This is a genomic window from Bacteroidota bacterium (assembly GCA_016718825.1).
In the GTDB taxonomy this organism is placed as follows: Bacteria; Bacteroidota; Bacteroidia; order J057; family JADKCL01; genus JADKCL01.
In genome coordinates, this window is the sequence record JADKCL010000068.1 from 55,038 (window position 1) to 74,315 (window position 19,278).

Consider the following 19,278-nt stretch of genomic DNA (forward strand, 5'->3'; position numbering starts at 1 on the left):
TCATGTCTGCCAGGATATTCCAGTAGTTTCTATTTTTTCTTCCAACAGCCGTTTTATCGGGGGCAATTGCCCCCCTTTTCAGTGTGAGTGCGGAGTGTGAGTGTGAAGAAATTCGCGAAGGGGGCGCTCACAAAATGCGTTGTGAGCGCCCCCTTCGCTATTGGCCTTACATTTTCAGGATGGTAAATTCGACGCGGCGGTTGAGGGCGCGGCCTTCTTCTGTTTCGTTGGTGGCAACCGGGACCTTTTCGCCGAAGCCTTTGCTACCCAGCCTGTAGCCCATCACACCTTTGTATTTCAGATAATTGACCACGGCAAATGCCCGCGATTCCGACAATTTTTGGTTGTAATCGTCGCTCGCCTGACTGTCGGTATGCCCACGAACCTCAATTTCCATCGTCGGATAATTTTTGAGCAGGTCATACAATCGCGTGAGTTCTTCCTTGCTCTCAGGCTTCAAGATCGACTTGTCGAGGTCAAAATAGATGTTTTTCAAGACGAATGTCTGTCCGGCTTCCATCGGAATCGGACTCATGGCAACGTTTTTGGTCAATTGGCCAGTGATCGTCGGCTTTCCAGCAGTAGAGACCAAATCGCTGACCGGGAAGTAATAAGGCTGTTTCCCTTCGAAGGAATATTCAACACCGGCAGGGAGCGTCACGGAATAGGCTCCGGTTTTGGGATCGCTTTCCACCTTCTTGACTTCTTTTCCTTTGACGAAAAATGTCAACTCAGCTCCAAGCGGGTTGCCGGTCTTTTCGTCCGTGACAATGCCGGAGACGACGACGTCCTTGACTTTAGGTGTATCGGCGACCACGACTTTCGGAATGTCTACGACCACGACCTTGGGCGTATCGACAACCACCACAACTTTTGGGGTGTCAACGGCCACCACCACCGGCTGCTCGTCATAAACGATGACTTTTACCACCGCCCTGAGGCAATTGGAGGTCTCGCCATTGGGGCATACGCCGTAAACCGGAATGGAATCAGTGCCCACGAAGTCCTTTGCGGGGCGGTAAACGAACACGGCATTGCTTCCTTCTGGAACGACAACTTCGCCTTTAGGTCCGGGTTGCAGCCTGTAATTCCGCTTGGTCTCCGGCAACGACAAGCCATCGACCATGTAGTTGAAGTCCACCGGCTTGTTTTTGGGCGTGCGCAATTCGAATCGCTGCACCACCGGCTTGTTGGGCGCCGTGACGGTTGCCTCGAGAATCACCTTGCGGCAATTGTCGCTTTGCGGCGGATCGCAGAGGGTAAATTGATGGTGTTCGACGCCTTGGAAATTCACATCCGGCTGATAGACAAATTGGGGCTTGCCATTTTCTTTGGTGACGATTCCCGGCCCGTCAATTGGTTTGGTGGAGACAAACGTGGCATTCTCCGTGTTGACGCCATAAGGATCAAGCTGCAAATTCACAGGCACGCCTGCGAGTGCAAAGATGCGCAGCGTGTCAGGCGCGGGCTTCCGCAAGGCAGGAATCTCTGCAACCGGAATCTCATAAATGTCGCCGAGCGCCGTCGGACTCGGTCCGGAGACGAAATAGGCCTTATCTTCCTTGCTGTCCAGGATCAGGTGCCCGTCAAAACCTGCTGTGTTCAATTCGGTTCCCAAATTGACGGGATCGGTCCAATTGGTCCAGGAATCGTCGAGTCGTTCGGACATAAAAATATCCGCATCTCCTTGTCCGCCATGGCCATTGCTGGTAAAAAACAAGCGTTTCGTATCCGCAGAAAGAAACGGACCGGTTTCGAATCCCTTGGTATTGATGATGCTGCCTAGGGATTTGGGCTCCGACCAGACTGAATTCTTGATAAGATGGCAAACGTAAAGGTCTTCATGTAGCCCATCGTCTGCCAATTTGGAGACGATCATCCATTGCATATCCATGGTGCAGTAAAAATCCAAATAGCGACCTCCGATCGGGTCATTGGTCGTGGATTCAATGGTGAGCGGCTTACTCCAACTGCCACCGACAAACTTGCTAAATGCAAATCCTGGACTGATTTCTTGTGGCGTGGTGCCATAAGTGTTCCCCAAAACCAGCGTTTTGCCTTCGTTTGCAACACCACCCACAAAATTGTGGTGTACATTGTTGAGGAGGGCGCCGGCATTTTGAGCGGGTTCCCAAGTCCCGTTGGCGTCGCGTCGGGTGTACCAAATATCTTGTCCTCCCCCGCGGCCGCCTTGGTTGCCGGGGTGCTGATGGCGCACAAAATAGAGCGTCTGATCATCCGGAGAAAGCCTTGGAACGAGTTCATCGTAGGCCGAATTGACCGATGCCGGCAGGGCAGTGCCCTTGAACGTGCCTTGCGCCATTCCAAGGATCGGCAAACAGAAGGCAAGGAAGAGGCCTATTCTGATCATTCGAAGCGGATTCATCGTGTTTGTATTCATCACCAGAAATACCTCCTTCCACCTGTTTTCCCATAGCCCGGGCAAACTGACAAGACGATGCTGTGGCTACCTGAATTGAATTTGCCAAGGCTCGTGGTCGTGTAATCATAAGCATAGTCCAACCGGAAATTTTGATTGAACCTAAAGCCTGCCATCCAAGCCAAGGCATCTTGGTGGCGGTAGGTCATGCCCAAAAAGAGCAGGTCCTTGTAGGCGCCTTGCAGGCTGAGATCGATGGACGGCGGTGCAGCACTCACGGTGCGCACTGCCAATGACGGCGTGAGCAGGATGTTTTCCGCAAGTTTGACGCGCATGCCCGCTTGGGCAAAGTAGTGGATTTCCAAGCCGGAAATCACGGGATTCGCCGGATTGATTTCGATACGGTTTTGCAGCACCTGCCGCGAAGCAGCTGCGAGAAAGAAACGCGGCGTGTAAAACACAACGCCTGCATTCAAGCTTGGCAGCAACAAACTCACTCGGTTGGTGGCCAAGGCGATGTCATTGTCATTGAGCATCTCGATCGTGGCGGGATTCAGTCGGTAGTTGAGCATTTCCATGCTAGCGCCAAGGCCCATTCGCAGCTTGCCGACCAATTTCAGGTGTGCAGCAAAGGAACCGGTCAGACCGTTGTAAGCGATGGGGCCGGTGGATTCGGAGAACAATTGCAGCCCGACGCCCATGTGGAAATTGGGACCTTCGCCTGCGCCAATTTTGGTTTCGCCCGGCAAAATCGTGCTTGTGGGTCCGACCTTGCCACGACCGTGGGCGGGGAGCGAATTGAGGATGATGTCCTCCCCCTGAATGTTGCGGGTGTACAAACCTTTGTTTGCGGTCAAGTAAACGCTTCTTGGCGCGCCCTTGAATCCAACCCATTGCTGTGCAAATCCCGCCCGAACGTCTGCATAAGGTTCGACGCCCGTGACCGCAGGATTGGTAAGGAAGGTGTTGAGGAGGTATTGCGTATAGCGCATCCGCTGTTGCGCATGGGCCGATCCGTAGAGGAACACTGCCCAAAAGAGCAAGTGCGCAAACCTCAGCAGGACTTTGTGTCGATGTTGTTGCATGTCTTATCTGAGGATGGTGATGGAGCCTTTGAGCACGGGTTGACCTTCGGCTTTGAGGTCGAGAATGAAGTAATAATTGGCAGCAGGCAGATCCTGACCTCCACGTTGCCCATTCCAAGGAATGTACACGCCGGCCGAACTGTAGACCAAGCCGCCCCAGATGTTGTAGACATCGATGCGCGCATTGGGGAAGGCCTCGATGCCGGGAATTTCCCACGTATCGTTGGTCCCGTCGCCATTCGGCGAAAATCCTGTCGGTACTTTTAGGGTGTCTCTGGGAGGTGGCGGAATAGTCGGTAGAATCGAATCCAGTTCAATCAGAAAACTATCTACACAACCGTTGTTGTCCATCACGATGATCTCATAGATTCCCGCTCCAAGGCTGTCAAAGGTCGAATTCGATTGGAAATTGAGGCCATCGATGCTGTAGGTGTACGGCGAAATGCCCCCGCTCGGCAGCGCAACGATGATATTGCCATTGGATTGGCCGCTGTCGGGACGCAGGCTGTCGATGACCCCATTCGGCTGAATGTCATAGACGTCAAAGCGCACCACGTCAGAGTCCGGCGGACAAACGCCGTTGGAAACCAACCACGAAAAGGCATAACTGCCGGCGACGAGGTTGTTGACAAAGGAGAAGAAAGTGTCAGGATTCTGAATTCCCGCCTGCGTCGGACCGGAAAGCTGCGTCCAAAGACCTACCGCTGTCGAACTCAAGCTATAAATGTTATTGCCCAGCAATTCGCCATCGGAGGGGAAGCAGTACACTTGGTCTCCACCGGCATCTGCGATCACGCTTTGGTAGTTGGTGATGACCATGGTATCGGTTGCCATCGGGCAGTCAAAGTTGGTGACAGACCAAACCAAGGTATATTGACCGGGGATCAATGCCGAAAAATTGCTGCTGTTCTGGCTCAAATTGGTAAAAATTCCATTGTTGGGGCCTGAGACCTGTGACCAGAATCCGTTGGCGCTCGTTTGGATCGAATCGGGATCATTGCCGGCGAGAGTGGCGCTACTGGCCAAACAAAGTTGCTGATCGGGTCCGGCATTGGCCGTGACATTGATGGGGACATAGACATTGACTTGCGCCGTCGTGACGGGGCAAACGCCGTTCGTGATCGCGTAGGTGAATACATTGAGGCCCGGCGCGAGGCCAAAGGCTTGTGTGATCGAATCGGAAGGATTCAGCAAAGTGATGCCTGGATCGCTTGTCGTCCAGATGCTCCAGCCATTGCCCGGATCGTTGCCGCGCAGCGTGAGGGTGTCGCCGTTGCAGGTGAGCGTGGTATCTGCCATCGTGTTGGCGGTGGAGGAATTGGGCACGCGGGTGATCACGACCGTGTCGGGCAAGGAGGGACAGCCGCCATAGTTGATGTCCCAAACAAAAACGTAAGGGCCGAATCCCTGCAAATTCTGCACAAAGGCATTGGGGTTGTTGGGGTCGGTGAATGTGACCGGCGGCGAACCAAGCGGCTGACTCACAACGCTCCATGTGCGGTGGCAGTTCCCGGAGGGGTATTGGCGAGCAAAAGGTGAGCGGTCGCGGTCTGGCAAATGCTGTCGTCGGGACCGGCATTGGGTGCAAGCGCTGCACATCCGGTGGAGCCGACGCCGCCGATGACAGGGTAGCAGCCCCACCCGCGGGTCGCTGTCGAATCGCCGACATCGCAGCCGCCAGGTTGACGCGCAGAAATGGGTACACCGTCGTTCACACCGACACTTGGGCCGTCGCCGACGTTGGAAATTGACGCCCCCCATGGGAGTGACATCCGGATTGAGTAAATCGTATAAGCGTGCGCGATTGTCAAACGTAGCCCCAGGATAATCGGCACGGATGTAAATCACTGAACCTTCGGAGTTATTGCCCCCGATTCGACCGAGGTAAAGGTTGTTGTCATCCCATGTGAAATACCAATTGACTGGGGAGAACCCTTGAAATTCCTCATCGGTTTCCCAATCGGGTCCATTGGTACCGGGTATGCCGCCAAGTGTGACGATGCCGTCGGCGGTATTGACATTGCGTGCGGTCGTGCCGGCTGTGGTCGTGCCTTTACTTCCGGCAGGGAGCAAAAGCATGGAAAACAGCAGCAGGCAACAATTCAAGTAAATTCTCTGCATTGTCGATCGATTCTTGATCCAAAATCCGTCCTCATCACACTGCTGCATCCGCGGTGAAGCCGTCAGCACAATTCGGGAGAGGTAGCCACCAATTTAAACTGAATTCAGGTAGTGTCAACATGACACTACGCAACGTTGATAAATATTCCTGCGATGGCTATTTGCGTTCGAAGAAACGAAAAAGGAACAGCAAAAACAACGCTTCAAGGTCATCGGCTCTGTCCAGCAATAAGGCTCGATGGTGTGGATTTGGACCCCAATAGAAAGGGGTGAAGGTCAATTTAATGCCTTTGGCAAGGGTGCCATTCGTGATGAAGGAGGTACGGCAATTTTCAAGGTCGGGGAATGTGGAAAATCAATTTTTGCATTGAGTTGCTTCAAGGTCAACGAATCATGAATAAATAATGCTTAAATTGGGCGTTTTAATCAGCATTGCCAACAGCGGCTCAGGATCATTAACTTTTAATTGTATGAGAAACACTTACTCAAGATTGTTACAAGTCTTGCTTTTGGGGGTGCTTCTGTTTGCAGGGGGCGGCGTTTTGAATGCGCAGCTTCCTTTGACAAGAAGTTACTTCACAAGCACGTTTACTTCCATCATCGGAGGGCCTGGAACTATGGTCTCGACCGCTACGGGGGATGATGTCGGGCAAGCGGGTATTCCGATTGGTTTTACGTTCAATTACCTCGGAACGCCCTATACGACCCTGGATGTGAACACCAACGGTGGGATGGCCCTTGGCGCCTCAGGTCTGGCAGGGAGCGCTGCAAATGCAAATATGTTTTTAACTGGAACGCCATCCGCAGCGATTACTGCTTGGTGGGATGACATGACCGTGGATGTCGGTGGTGGCATCTATTATCAGCTGGCTGGAACTGTAGGTTCGCAGGTAATGACTGTCGAGTGGAGTTGCCTTTCCTACTACACAGGATCGACCCAAAGGCTGAGGTTTCAGGTCAAGCTCTATGAAGGTACCAACGTGATTGAATTTCACTACGGTACAGTTACGCCCGGAACGGTCAGCGTGTCAGAATCTGCCACGATTGGTTGTAAAAGTACAACCGGCGGTGTCGGACAATGGCTGGATGTCGTGACAGGCTCCTCCAACACCGGTAACTACTTCATGCAAGCGGCCACGGACTGGCCGACACGCAACTATCGCTTGACACCTGGTGCTCCAAGTCCATTGGCAGCCGGCACCTATACTGCAGGCTCTACGGGTGCCTATCCCAACTTGTCTGAGGCGATCGCGGATTTGAACCATCGCGGTGTTGCGGGTCCTGTCGTGATTTCCTTGACCGACGCACTTTACAACAACGCTGTCGGCGGCGGAGACAACTGGTTTCCTATCGTTGTCGGATCGGTAGCAGGAACAAGCCCGGTGAATACGGTTTTGATTCAGCCTGTCACCGGTACCTCGACTTTGAACTATGACGGTGACGCGAGCGGCAGTATTGCCAACGGCGCCTCCTCGACCGCATTGGGTACTGCAACGGAGCCTATTTTTGCTTTGGTTGGGTCAGATTATGTCGGCGTGAGCAACTTGAACTTGACATCTACACCCGGAACTTCCGTCGTAGACCGCGGCATCGCTGTGATCAATAATGCTGCGACCAATGGTGCACAGTTCAATGCTTTCAATAACATCACGGTTTCAATGAACCGTACGTTGACCAGCACCATCGGTATCTGGCAAAATGTAGCTACCACCCCTACCTCGGCATTAGGCGCAAACAGCAACAACTCCTACACCAATCTGAACATTCAGAGCGTGTATGCGGGTATTTATTTGCTCGGGAATGCGACCTTTCCTGATTTGGCTTGCCAAATCGGTACACTTTCTCCCACCGTGTTCAATACCATCGGCGGTACCACTGCCAACGACATCGGCAACGGTGGTGGTACGCAGACCTATGGCATCCGCACTGGCAACCAAAGTGGCGGCAGCATCTTCAACAACAACGTGAAAAACGTTGGTGGTACAGGTACGGTCGACGGTATTTTGGTGGAGTTGTCACAAGGCACCACGAATGTCCATCGCAACAACGTGAGCCTGATCCGCAACACATCTACCACGGCGACGACGAACCTTTGCGGGATTCGTTCCAACATTGCCACGACGGCTGGTCATAGCTTGCGTGTGTACAACAATGGTGTCAGCGACCTCCGGTCTGCCTACACGGGTGTTGCGACTGCTACCAAGCAAGTCAAAGGAATCTTTGTACAAGCTGCGGGCGGTGGCTTGGTTACGAGCAACATTAACGTGGACAACAACTCGGTTTACTTGGATCTGACTTCGAATGCCAACATTTCCAGTGTTTGCTATGAAATTGGCACGGCGAGTGGTCCGGTGATCAATTGCCGCAACAATAACTTTGTGAATGCAACTGGCGCGCAAGTCGCACCCGCTGGCCACTGGGGCATGCGCAGCACGTCTGCAACGCTCACCGGCAATACGGGCTCGATCAGCAACAACAATAACGTGTTCATTTCTACGGTTGCACAAGGCTTTTTTGGCCAAGGCAACGCGGCCGACTATGCAACGCTCGCCAACTGGCAGGCTGCTATGGTGGGCCAAGATGCGGCATCGGTGTCTGGAGACCCTGTCTTCGTGAACCCTGCGGCTTCCGACTTGCATGCAACAGCTGGTGTCACCAACAACAGCGCCTCGGTGATCGCTTGGGTCACGGGGGACATCGACAATCAGACGCGTAGCGTGACCACCCCGGATATCGGCTACGACGAATATACTCCGACCACGTTGGATGTTGCTGCCGTCACGCTGGCTTTGCCTACCGCAGGTGCTTGCTACACTGCCAATGAGCCGGTGTCGATTCGGATTCGCAACAGCTCGATCAACACGATCAACTTTGGCACCAACAACGTGCAAATCACGACCAACGTGACTGGCGCCACAACAGCCACCCTCAACTTCACGTTGAATACTGGCAGCTTGGCCCCTGCTGCCACCGTGGACGTGCCAGTCGGTACAGTCAACATGTCGGCTGCAGGCACTTACACCTTCAATGCGACAGCAACGACGGCGGGTGACCAAAACCTTACGAATGATGCGATGACTGCCGTCAACCGCACGTTCTCGGGCGGTACTGCCACGGCAAATCCTTCGAGTGTCTGTTTTGGAGACAGCACCAGCCTCACGATCAGCGGCCAAAACGGCACCTCGTTTGTTTGGGAGTTCTCGACCAACAACGGCGCCACATGGACCACGACAGGTGCTACGACGAGCCCCTACCGGGTTGCCCCTACCGATACGATTCTCTACCGTGCATTGGTTTGCGGTCTGATTCCAAGTGCTCAGGACACTATCAATGTGATTGATGTCACACCTCCGGTTGCCATCGGCGACACGATTTGCGGAATTGATACAGCCTATTTGTATGCGACTTCGACACAACAAATTCGGTGGTATGATTCGCTCACAGGTGGATCAGTGCTTTATACTGGAAACCCATTTGTGACGGTCCCAACAGCAACGACGACCTACTATGTAGGAGCTGGAAGCGCTGGTGGTACCCACACCACAACGTATGCTGCTGGCAACGGATCCTCTGGCAACGCGTTTACGGTGAAGGCGCTTACCAATATCACGATCACCGGCTTTGACGGGCACACCAGCACCACCACAGCAGGCGCATGGGAAATTTGGTATCGCCCAAATGACTACCTTTTGACTCCGGGTTCTCAAACGAGCAACGTTGGATGGACACAGTTGATTGCGACGCCGTCCATTCCGGCCTTTGGTACGGGCCAGGTAACACCGATCACCAATGCGTTGAACCTCCAAATTCCCGCCGGTGCGACGTATTCATTCCAAATCTTCCGTCCAAGTGGCTCGGTGGCTTATACCAATGGGGGCGCACTTGGATCATTGGGTTCATCCAATGCAGCACTTGAGGTTTATCAAGGACATGGCGGTACTGCCTTTGCGGGTATGACCATCGCAACAAGGGTCTGGAATGGTCGAATCCATTACACTGCAGGTTGCCCCACGGCCCGTGTACCGGTCACTGTCGTTGTGAATACTGCTGACACGATTGCCATCGCTGCTTCCAGCAATACTTCTTGCAGCGGAGACACCGTTTCTTTGACGGCATCCAGCGTGAACACCGGTTACAACTACACTTGGACACCTTCTTCTACATTGAACACGGCTACAGGTAGCGCTGTCAATGCAGGCCCAACAGGCTCTACGGTCTATACCGTCCAAGGATTGGACTCCGCAGGTTGCCGTATGGTCGAGAGTGTTGCGATTTCGTATGTCCCTAAGCCCGCCGTGACCGCTACCGTTTCGCCAGATACAATCTGCGCAGGCGATAGCATTGCCTTGACATCGACCACCAACCCCCTTAACTTCCAAGTTGGAACGGGTACGATTGCGAATACGTCTACTGGCTATCCAGCACCTTTTGGCAACTTCTATTGGGGTTCACGTCACCAAATGCTGATCCTTGCCTCGGAATTGCAAGCTCAGAACATCGGTGCCGGTTTCATCAACGCGATGTCGTTTGATGTGACGAGCTTGAATGCTGCGGTGCCACATGACAACTTCGAGATCAAGCTGGCGTTGACAACAGTCAATTCGATCAACGCATTCCAAGCACCGACATTTACCTCGGTCTTTACCGCTCCAAGTTATTTGCCTGCTGTGGGGGTCGTGGCGATTCCATTCACGAGCAACTTCTATTGGGATGGCACCTCCAACATCATCGTGGAAACATGCCACAACAATGCCGCGTACGCCGACAACGTGTCTGTGAACCAAAGCACGACGGCTTTCAGCTCCTCTGTGTATTTCTATCAAGATGCTGCTGGTGTTTGTGGTAACAGTACCGTGACGGCGGCGATCACGCAGCGCCCCAACATGTATTTCTGGATGTTGGGTAGCTACTCGTATGATTGGAGCCCCAATGCAACCTTGGCTACGCCAACCGCTGCGAACACGGTGGGTACTGCAAATGGTAGCACCAACTTCATCGTCTCGGTGACCGATACCTTGTCAGGTTGCGTAGGTGTCGATACGGCATACGTATTCGCCAATCCATTGCCTGTGATCAACTTGGGCAACGACGGCTACTTCTGTGGAACCGATGCAACGCTGGACGCCGGCAATCCTGGTTCGACCTATATTTGGAGCACCGCCGACAGCACGCAGACGATCTTCGTGAACACCAACGGTACTTACTCGGTAGACGTGACGGATAGCATCGGCTGTAGTGCAAGCGACACCGTGGCGATCACCTTCACCCCATTCCCTGTGGTGAACCTGGGTGCTGACACCACTACTTGCCAAGGCAATACGGTCACCTTGGATGCTGGCATCCCTGGATCTTCCTACAACTGGAGCACTTCAGCTACGACGCAGACGATTGGTGTTACAACGACGGGCAGCTACAGCGTTGCCTTGACCGATACCTTTGGCTGCTCTGACAGCGACACCGTCAACGTGACCTTCAATGCATTGCCAACGGTGACGGCGAGCGCAGCTACCGACACGATCTGTAACACCAACAACACGCCGGTCACCCTTACGGGCAGCCCAAGTGGTGGTACCTTCAGCGGTACCGGTGTCACAGGCAATCAGTTCTCCGCACCGACTGCAGGTCCTGGTCTTCAGACCATCACCTACAGCTTTACCGACGGCAATGGTTGTTCCAATAGCGCAACCGTGTCCATCTTTGTGGATGTCTGTGCTGGCGTCGCCGATGGCTTCAACAGCTTCAACGTAGGCTTGTATCCGAATCCGAACGACGGTCGATTCACCTTCACGGTGGCGATGAATGCTGATGCAGAAGTGAGCTACGAAGTGGCTGACGCCCGCGGTGTGGTGGTATTGCGTGACAACAGCAATCAGCCAAGCGGTCTGTACAAGCAGAGCGTAAATCTGAATGACTTCGCCGCTGGCGTGTACACATTGCGCGTAACTGTGGACGGCGTGACTGCCCACAAACGTTTGGTGGTACAGCGCTAAGCGTTGATTCCAATGAATTGAGAAGGGGCTGCACCATTGGTGTGGCCCCTTTTGTTGTGCTGAATGAATCAGAATTTGAGCAGAATTGAGCAGAATTCTCAGAATTGAAAATCGGCGCAGCCCATCACACTTTGGGGTGAATTCGGAACGGAATTTCCAGAATTAGCTTCGCTGAACTCACGTTTCTCAGAATTGAAAATCGGCGCAGCCAATCACACTTTGGGTTGAATTCTGGGGATTGAGTCTGGATCCGAATCTTTAGAGGAAGGTGAACATGTTACCAAGCGACGGCCCATGTGATATGAAGATTGTGTGAATTTACCCTTCGGGTAAACAGTCGTGGCTACTCAGCGGTCAAAAATGCGCATTGCTGATGTCAAGGGATGGATGCATTCATCCAATTGGAGGGTTGGGAGGCAATTTTAACTGAGTGCTTTCAGGCAATTACCTCAAACTGTCGGCAAGCCGAAAGTGCAGTTTCTGGAAAACCTCCTAACTTCGCTACCAACTAGTGGTAAAATACACTCACGTACAGCTCACGAACAATGCTATTTGTTCACGATGCAGCATTCAAAAGTTCACATCCGGGCTGAATACCATGGTTCCCTTCCTTGTGCGATTGCTTTGGAACAGCAAAAGCGATATGCGATTCAAAGGATCACTCACATTGTAATTGTCAGCATTTTACCAACGATATAGTATAGTATGATTAAAAACTTCAACCTTAGACTTCTCTCGCGACGAACAGCAGTTTGGATGCTGTTTTTATTTGTGTTTGCAGGATTGTCTGGAAACCGGGCTTATGGGCAGTTGCCGATGACCCGGAGTGTGTTTACGGCGGCTTATACGCCGATCAGCCTTTTAGGGGGGGCTACAGCTTCGACGATCACTCTCAACAGTGATGATGGAACCCAAACCCTAATCCCCATTGGGTTCACATTTAACTACCTTGGAACCAACTACACCACTGTCGATGCCTGTGCCAATGGCTGGATCAGCTTTGGTGCAGCGGGCGCCAATGCTTGGACGAACTCAGGCCTTTTCTCCGCAACAATCCCCAACCTTACGCTTGCCCCTTGGTGGGACGACATGAACACGGGCACGATTGGGACGATTCTGTACCAAACACAAGGTGTAGTAGGTTCTCGGACATTTACTGTTCAGTGGACCGACTTACTGAGCTACAATGGTTCCGCCCGTACCGTGAATTTCCAGTGCATCTTGTTTGAAGGCACCAACGTGATCGAGTTTCGCTACGGTACGCTCGGCGCAGGTGCCTTCAGTACGAGCGAATCTGCCTCGATCGGCATTGAAGGCGCAACCGGCGGTGCAGGAAATTTCCTGGACGCAGTTTCTGGCTCTGCTTTCATCAACCAATCTTATATGACCACCCATAAGTGGCCTGCGGCGAACATCCGGTTCACTCCGGGTGCACCAACAGCAATTCCTGGCGGAACCTACACCGTTGGACTGGCAGGTACCTACCCCAATATCTCCGAAGCATTTGCCAACATCAACCATCGCGGTATCACCGGCCCGGTCACGCTGAGCCTGATCGATGCGACCTATGATACGACTTTGACAGGTGGTCGCAACACCTTCCCATTGATGATGGGTCCCGTCGCGGGCAACAGTGCTGTGAACACCATCACGATGCAGCCGGCCTCCGGCAATTCGACACTGTCTTATCGCGGTGTTGCTAGCGGAAATGGCGGTAACCAAACCAATTCCACTGTTTTCGGAACTGGCAATGAGCCCATCCTTGCTATCGTGGGAACCGACTATGTGACTGTCAGGAACCTGAACCTTGTTTCGACGGGTTCGACGGCTTCCAACCTCGTCGACCGTGGATTGGTAGTGGCCAATGCGACAGCGACCAATGGTTCTCAAAACGGGTTGTATGAAAATATTACCGTCACTTTGTTGCGCAACAATACCTCTTCCATCGGTATTCAGCAGTTAACGGCTACAGCCGCAGCGAGTGCAGCCGGTGCCAACTCCACCAACATCTACCGCAACCTGAATATCAGCAACGTTTATGCAGGTATCTACCTGTTGGGAGATGCGGCATTCCCTGACCTCGCTTGTCAGATTGGCAATACCTCCCCAACCGCATTCAATACCATTGGAGGCTTGACCGCATTTGACATTGGGGGTGGAAACGTCGCTACGCAAAACTTCGGCATCCGAATTGCCTCGCAAAGCGGTGCCAAGGTATTCAACAACCTGGTGCGCAACGTGTCTGCCCAGACAACAACCGACGGTATCCTTTGCGAACTCGGCCAAGGCACCAGCGAGATCTACATGAACAAGGTGCAAACGGTGCGGAACAACGGCACCGCCTCGACATCCTTTGCTTCCGGTATTCGCGCCAATTTGGCAACAACGGGCACCCATTCGCTGCGCGTCTACAACAACTTTGTGGCCGACATCACCTCTGCCTATACCGGCGCTGCGACTGCAACACGTATTGTGAAGGGCATTTATGTGCAAAGCGCAGGTTCGGGTGTTTCTACCGAAAGTATCAATGTCGATGCGAACAACGTGCGCATTGACGGAACGTTGTTCCCCAACAGCAGCAACGCATGTTTTGAAATCGGTACCGCTAGCGGTCCTGTAATCAACGTGCGTAACAACGTATTTGCTAACTACACGGGCGCTCAAGCAGGTGTGGCCACACACAACGCTTGGTTTAGCACCTCTGCAACCGCTACGGGCAACACCGGTTCTGTCTCCAACTACAATGATTTGTATATCGCAAATGCCACCAACGGATTCACGGGAACCGGTAATGCCACTACCTACGCTACACTTGCCAACTGGCAAGCTGGCATGGTCGGTATGGATGCCAACTCTGTCGTAACTGATCCAACGTTTATCAGTGCCACCGACTTGCACGTTACAGGCAGTGGCATCAACAACGTCGGCAACTTGACCGGCTCACCTTGGGTGACCGTTGACATCGACAACGCAGCCCGTTCATTGGGTACGCCAGATATTGGCGCAGACGAATTTGCCCCTTCTACGATCGACATGCAGGCAACGGCATTGAATTCACCGTTGACCACGGGTTGCTACAGCGCATCCACACCGGTCAACGTAACGATCAAAAATAATGCTCCAATTACGATTGACTTTTCGGTGAATCCGACCACGGTGACAGTGAACGTTACAGGTGCGATTACGACGACGCTGACCGTCGTAGTCAACTCCGGTACACTTGCAGCTGGCGCTACGCAGGCCGTGGCCATGGGCAACGTGAACATGAGCACCTTGGGAACCTATACCTTCAATGGTTTTACCTCGGTCACCGGTGACGGTGTCACTGTCAATGATGCATTTACAGCGGTGAACATTACAATTTCAGCTGGAACGGTGACTTCCAGTGTGAATACGCTTTGCGTGGGTGGATCGGTCGTGTTGACTGTTACCGGCCAAAATGGCACCATTCAGTGGCAAGGTAGCACGGACGGTGGTACCACTTGGGTCAATGAAACCGGTACCGGCAATACAGCGAGCCCCTATACGGCGAGCCCAACGGACACGACACTTTACCGCGTATTGCTTTGTGGCACCTTTGCCTCCAACACGGTCAACGTGCTTGCGAATCCATTGGTGACACCTACAGTGGTAAACGATACCATTTGCGGTCAAGGTACGGTAACCTTGCAAGCTGCAGGGGCGCCGACCATCAACTGGTACAGCGGCCCAAGTGGTGGTTCGCCACTTGCAACCGGTGGCACTTACAGCCCAACGGTGACGACGACGACGACCTACTATGCAGAAGCCATCAATGGTGGTACCATTTCTGCGGTGGGCTTGGCCAACAACTCCGCGGGCGGTGCACAGCAGAGCTCAACCAACTATCAGATCTTTGATGTGCTTTCGAATACGACCCTCATGGGGGTCTATGTCTACCCTGGAGCAGTAGGTATTGCGAAATTGGAGTGGCGGACAAGCGCCGGCGTTTTGCTGCAGGCAAGTACGTTGACCGTAGGCCCTGGCGATGTTGGCAACCGCACTTATTTCCCCTTGGGCTGGAACTTGGTCCCAGGTACTGCCTACAGATTGCAACAAGATATCACCGGCGTCTCCATGTTCCGCGTGAGCACGGGAACGCTGCCTTATCCCTATACGATTCCAGGTGTCATTTCCATCACGGGTAGTGCCGCTGGCAATACCTTCTGGTATTGGGGATTTGACTGGCAGATCTTGACCGGCTGCCCTGGCCCACGTGTGCCTGTGACTGCAACGGTAACGCCTGCACCATCGGTTTCGATCGCGGTTTCCAACTCGATTTCCTGCAGCGGAGATCCTGTCGAAATGATTGTATCGAGCACCAACCCAACCTATAGCTATGCTTGGACGCCAGGTACGGGTCTGAACAGCACGACCAACGATACTGTGATTTCGACACCGTCGGCGACGACCACGTATATCGTCAACGCCAGCGACAGCATCTCCGGATGCCTTGCAGCCGATACGGTTGTGGTCAACTACATTCCAAAGCCAGTTCCGATTGCAACGGTGACACCCGATACGATCTGTGCAGGCGACAGCATTGCCTTGGCGACGGTAACCAACCCCCTCAACTTCCAAGTTGGTACAGGTACGATTGCGAATTCGTCAACTGGCTATCCAGCACCTTTTGGCAACTTCTATTGGGGTTCACGTCACCAAATGCTGATCCTTGCCTCGGAATTGCAGGCACAAAACATTGGTCCCGGCTTCCTCAACGCGATGTCGTTTGATGTCACGAGCCTGAATGCCGCTGTGCCACATGACAACTTCGAGATCAAGTTGGCATTGACCAATGCCACCGATATCACGGTTTTCCAATCCCCTACGTTTACCTCGGTATTTACTGCTCCAAGTTACTTGCCTGCTGTAGGTGTCGTGGCGATTCCATTTAGCACCAATTTCTATTGGGACGGCAGTTCCAACATTATTGTGGAAACATGCCACAACAATGCCGCGTACGCCGACAACGTGTCCGTGAACCAAAGCACAACAGGGTTTAACTCTACCGTATACTACCGTGCAGATGCTGCCGGTGTTTGCGGTAACAACTCGGTAACGGGTTTCAACGCACAACGCCCCAACATGTACTTCTGGATGTTGGGTAGCTACAGTTATGATTGGAGCCCTAATGCAACCTTGGCTACGCCAACAGCAGCCAACACCGTTGGTATTGCAAATGGCAGCACCAACTTCATTGTTTCGGTGACAGATACCTTGTCCGGTTGCGTGGGTGTCGATACGGCATACGTATTCGCCAATCCATTGCCTGTGATCAACTTGGGCAACGATGGCTACTTCTGCGGAACTTCGACCACTTTGGATGCCGGCAATGCGGGTGCCAATTATGTCTGGAGCACCTTGGACAGTACGCAGACGATCTTCGTGAACACCAATGGTTCCTACAATGTGCAAGTGACCGATACCCTCGGTTGCAGCAACAGCGACACGGTTGCCATCACCTTCACACCGTTCCCTGTGGTGAACCTAGGTGCTGACACCACCACTTGCCAAGGAAATACGATCACCTTGGATGCTGGCATCCCTGGATCTTCCTACAACTGGAGCACCTCCGACAGCACACAGACGATTGCCGTGACTACTACGGGCAGCTACAGCGTCGTCTTGACCGACACCGCTGGTTGTACGGGTAGCGACACCGTCAACGTGACGATCAATGCATTGCCCACTGTTACCGCTAGCGCTGCTTCCGACACGATCTGTAACACCAACAACACGCCGGTCACCCTTACGGGCAGCCCAAGTGGTGGTACCTTCACCGGTACCGGTGTGACAGGCAATCAGTTCTCTGCTCCGACCGCAGGTCCTGGTCTTCAGACCATCACTTACAGCTTCACTGATGGCAATGGTTGCTCCAATACCGCAACAGTGTCCATCTTTGTTGATGTCTGTGCAAGCGTCGCCGACGGCTTCAACGGCTTCAACGTGGGATTGTATCCCAACCCGAACGACGGTCGCTTTACGTTCACCGTTGCGCTGAATGCCGATGCTGAAGTAAGCTACGAAGTGGCCGATGCACGTGGCGTGGTTGTGTTGCGTGACAACAGCGATCAGCCAAGCGGTCTGTACAAGCAGAGCGTGAATCTGAACGACTTCGCTACCGGCGTGTACACCTTGCGTGTCACTGTGGACGGCGTGACTGCCCACAAGCGTTTGGTGGTACAGCGCTAATCGCTGATCCAATGAATTTGAGAAGGGGCTGCACCATTGGTGTGGCCCCTTTTGTTTGAACATAATTGGAGCAGAATTGAGCAGAATCTTTAGATCAGCGAAGCTAATCACACTTTGGGTTGAATTCCTTGGATTGGTGTTTTGGGTGATTTGGGGATGTTCAGCAGTCCCTGAAGCTGCTGTTTCGTTTTGCATTTGGCAATATCGTTGGCACCGACGATCTTCAAGGCAGCATTCATTTTTTCGTATTCAATTCTATCCGCATGCATTTGAAATTCACCGATTTGTTGTTGCTCAGTTTCATGGTCAGTTTCTTACTGCTACTGCTTGCATTGTTGATTCATCCCCAAGAAAAAAGATGGATGCTTGCTGTGACACCAGAGAATTGGCATTTGTACCATGGGAATGTCCTCAACCGGGCAAAGTTTGCATTTGCGCCGTTGCACTTCCGGCAGATTTATCCTCCGGTAACCCCGTTTGCCCTTGGGGTCGTTTTGGCCTTCTTCTTGGTACTGCTCGACCGCTCCATTCTCAATGCGATGTTGAATTTCTCTTTAATCTTGCTGGGAGCTACCTTGGCCTTTGGAGCCGCTTGGTTCGTATTTCTGCGCAATTACCTCAAACTGTACCGCCTGGTTCTGGTTCAGGAGGCTGCGCGAGACCTTGCCAAATTCGGGAACAAAGATGAGGCGATGGCCTTTTTTGATGCTGCAGCGACCAATGAAAGTTTACGGGTCAGGGAAGGTGCATTGATGGGTTACGGCGTTTTGGGAACTGCTGCTGTCATTCCGAAGGTGGAGAAAATGGGCCAAGATCCCAATCCGAGTCTTGCGAAGGATGCCCGCGAGGCCCATCAAATCCTCTTGGAAATGCACAATCTCGGCAAGCCGCTCAGCGTCGCTCCGATCGACAAACTGATTGAACGGATCGTGTACGTCAGGAATCAGCTCTCCAAAAAGTCGGAATACAAACTTCGGGTGAATTACGATGCCAAATTGGAGGATGCCCTCAACAAGATGAATGACATTGTCAGGTCCCAATTCCCTTTGGCACGTGCCTACCCGTTTCTCTACTGTGTTCAATGCATGGCACATGCCGAGAAATTGACCTTTTTTACGCAGGAATGGGTGCGCTGCCACCGCTGTCAGGACGTGTTTGGCCTCATCACGGAGGTTCGTCAAGTGATCGGACAGATTGGCGGCGTCCGCGATTGGGAACTCAAAGACGGCATCCTCAAGGTGAGCCTTTGGGATGCCGACAAGGGTGTCGCCCGTGGTGCGGAGGTGGAATGGATCGAAATCATTGCCGGTCAGCCCTTTGATTACGACTGGGCGGTGAGTGCGGTGGTGGAAAAGATGCATCATTTTCACCCAAGAGCCGATTATTCCCTGCCTGTGAAATTCATCGGTGACATTGTATTGCAGACGAATACCAAGCATGTGTTGGCTTCCCTGGAGCAGAATTTATAGAATTCTCGGAATCACACCGCGGG

8 protein-coding genes are annotated in these 19,278 nt (G+C 52.9%); 4 read left to right on the forward strand and 4 right to left on the reverse strand.

What is annotated here, in order from left to right; translation table 11 throughout:
- Positions 1–166 precede the first annotated feature (166 nt).
- From IPN95_31270 to IPN95_31285, 4 genes are read right to left on the reverse strand one after another with little or no spacing between them, the layout of a single operon-like run.
- Complete coding sequence (locus tag IPN95_31270; GenBank protein MBK9453797.1) at positions 167–2,371, reverse strand: OmpA family protein; 2,205 nt, start codon at positions 2,369–2,371, stop codon at positions 167–169.
- 29 nt (positions 2,372–2,400) lie between these two features.
- Complete coding sequence (locus tag IPN95_31275; GenBank protein ID MBK9453798.1) at positions 2,401–3,465, reverse strand: type IX secretion system membrane protein PorP/SprF; 1,065 nt, start codon at positions 3,463–3,465, stop codon at positions 2,401–2,403.
- Positions 3,466–3,468: 3 nt separating this feature from the next.
- Positions 3,469–4,950 carry a gliding motility-associated C-terminal domain-containing protein gene (locus tag IPN95_31280; protein ID MBK9453799.1) on the reverse strand — a complete coding sequence of 494 codons (1,482 nt, stop codon included), beginning with the start codon at positions 4,948–4,950 and terminating at the stop codon, positions 3,469–3,471.
- Positions 4,947–5,237, reverse strand: coding sequence for a hypothetical protein (locus IPN95_31285; GenBank protein MBK9453800.1), 291 nt, complete (start codon positions 5,235–5,237; stop codon positions 4,947–4,949). The genes IPN95_31280 and IPN95_31285 overlap by 4 nt, the downstream gene beginning before the upstream one ends.
- 163 nt (positions 5,238–5,400) lie before the next feature.
- Between IPN95_31285 and IPN95_31290 the strand changes: the two genes are divergently transcribed.
- From IPN95_31290 to IPN95_31305, 4 genes are all read left to right on the forward strand, one after another.
- The gene (locus IPN95_31290; GenBank protein ID MBK9453801.1) at positions 5,401–5,643 is read left to right on the forward strand and encodes a hypothetical protein; all 243 of its coding nucleotides are present in this window, start codon (positions 5,401–5,403) and stop codon (positions 5,641–5,643) included.
- A 413-nt stretch (positions 5,644–6,056) separates the two neighbouring features.
- Positions 6,057–11,576, forward strand: coding sequence for a T9SS type A sorting domain-containing protein (locus IPN95_31295; protein ID MBK9453802.1), 5,520 nt, complete (start codon positions 6,057–6,059; stop codon positions 11,574–11,576).
- A gap of 756 nt (positions 11,577–12,332) precedes the next feature.
- Entirely contained in the window at positions 12,333–17,786 is a 5,454-nt protein-coding gene (locus IPN95_31300) for a T9SS type A sorting domain-containing protein (protein MBK9453803.1), read from the forward strand.
- A 263-nt stretch (positions 17,787–18,049) separates the two neighbouring features.
- The gene (locus tag IPN95_31305; GenBank protein ID MBK9453804.1) at positions 18,050–19,255 is read left to right on the forward strand and encodes a hypothetical protein; all 1,206 of its coding nucleotides are present in this window, start codon (positions 18,050–18,052) and stop codon (positions 19,253–19,255) included.
- Positions 19,256–19,278: the final 23 nt, after the last annotated feature.

Excerpts from the sequence above, each read along its gene's own strand:
- IPN95_31270 (MBK9453797.1), bottom strand. The coding sequence starts at position 2,371 with ATGATCAGAATAGGCCTCTTCCTTGCCTTCTGTTTGCCGATCCTTGGA.
- IPN95_31275 (MBK9453798.1), bottom strand. The coding sequence starts at position 3,465 with ATGCAACAACATCGACACAAAGTCCTGCTGAGGTTTGCGCACTTGCTC.
- IPN95_31285 (MBK9453800.1), bottom strand. The coding sequence starts at position 5,237 with ATGTCACTCCCATGGGGGGCGTCAATTTCCAACGTCGGCGACGGCCCA.
- IPN95_31295 (MBK9453802.1), top strand. The coding sequence starts at position 6,057 with ATGAGAAACACTTACTCAAGATTGTTACAAGTCTTGCTTTTGGGGGTG.
- IPN95_31300 (MBK9453803.1), top strand. The coding sequence starts at position 12,333 with ATGCTGTTTTTATTTGTGTTTGCAGGATTGTCTGGAAACCGGGCTTAT.
- IPN95_31305 (MBK9453804.1), top strand. The coding sequence starts at position 18,050 with ATGCATTTGAAATTCACCGATTTGTTGTTGCTCAGTTTCATGGTCAGT.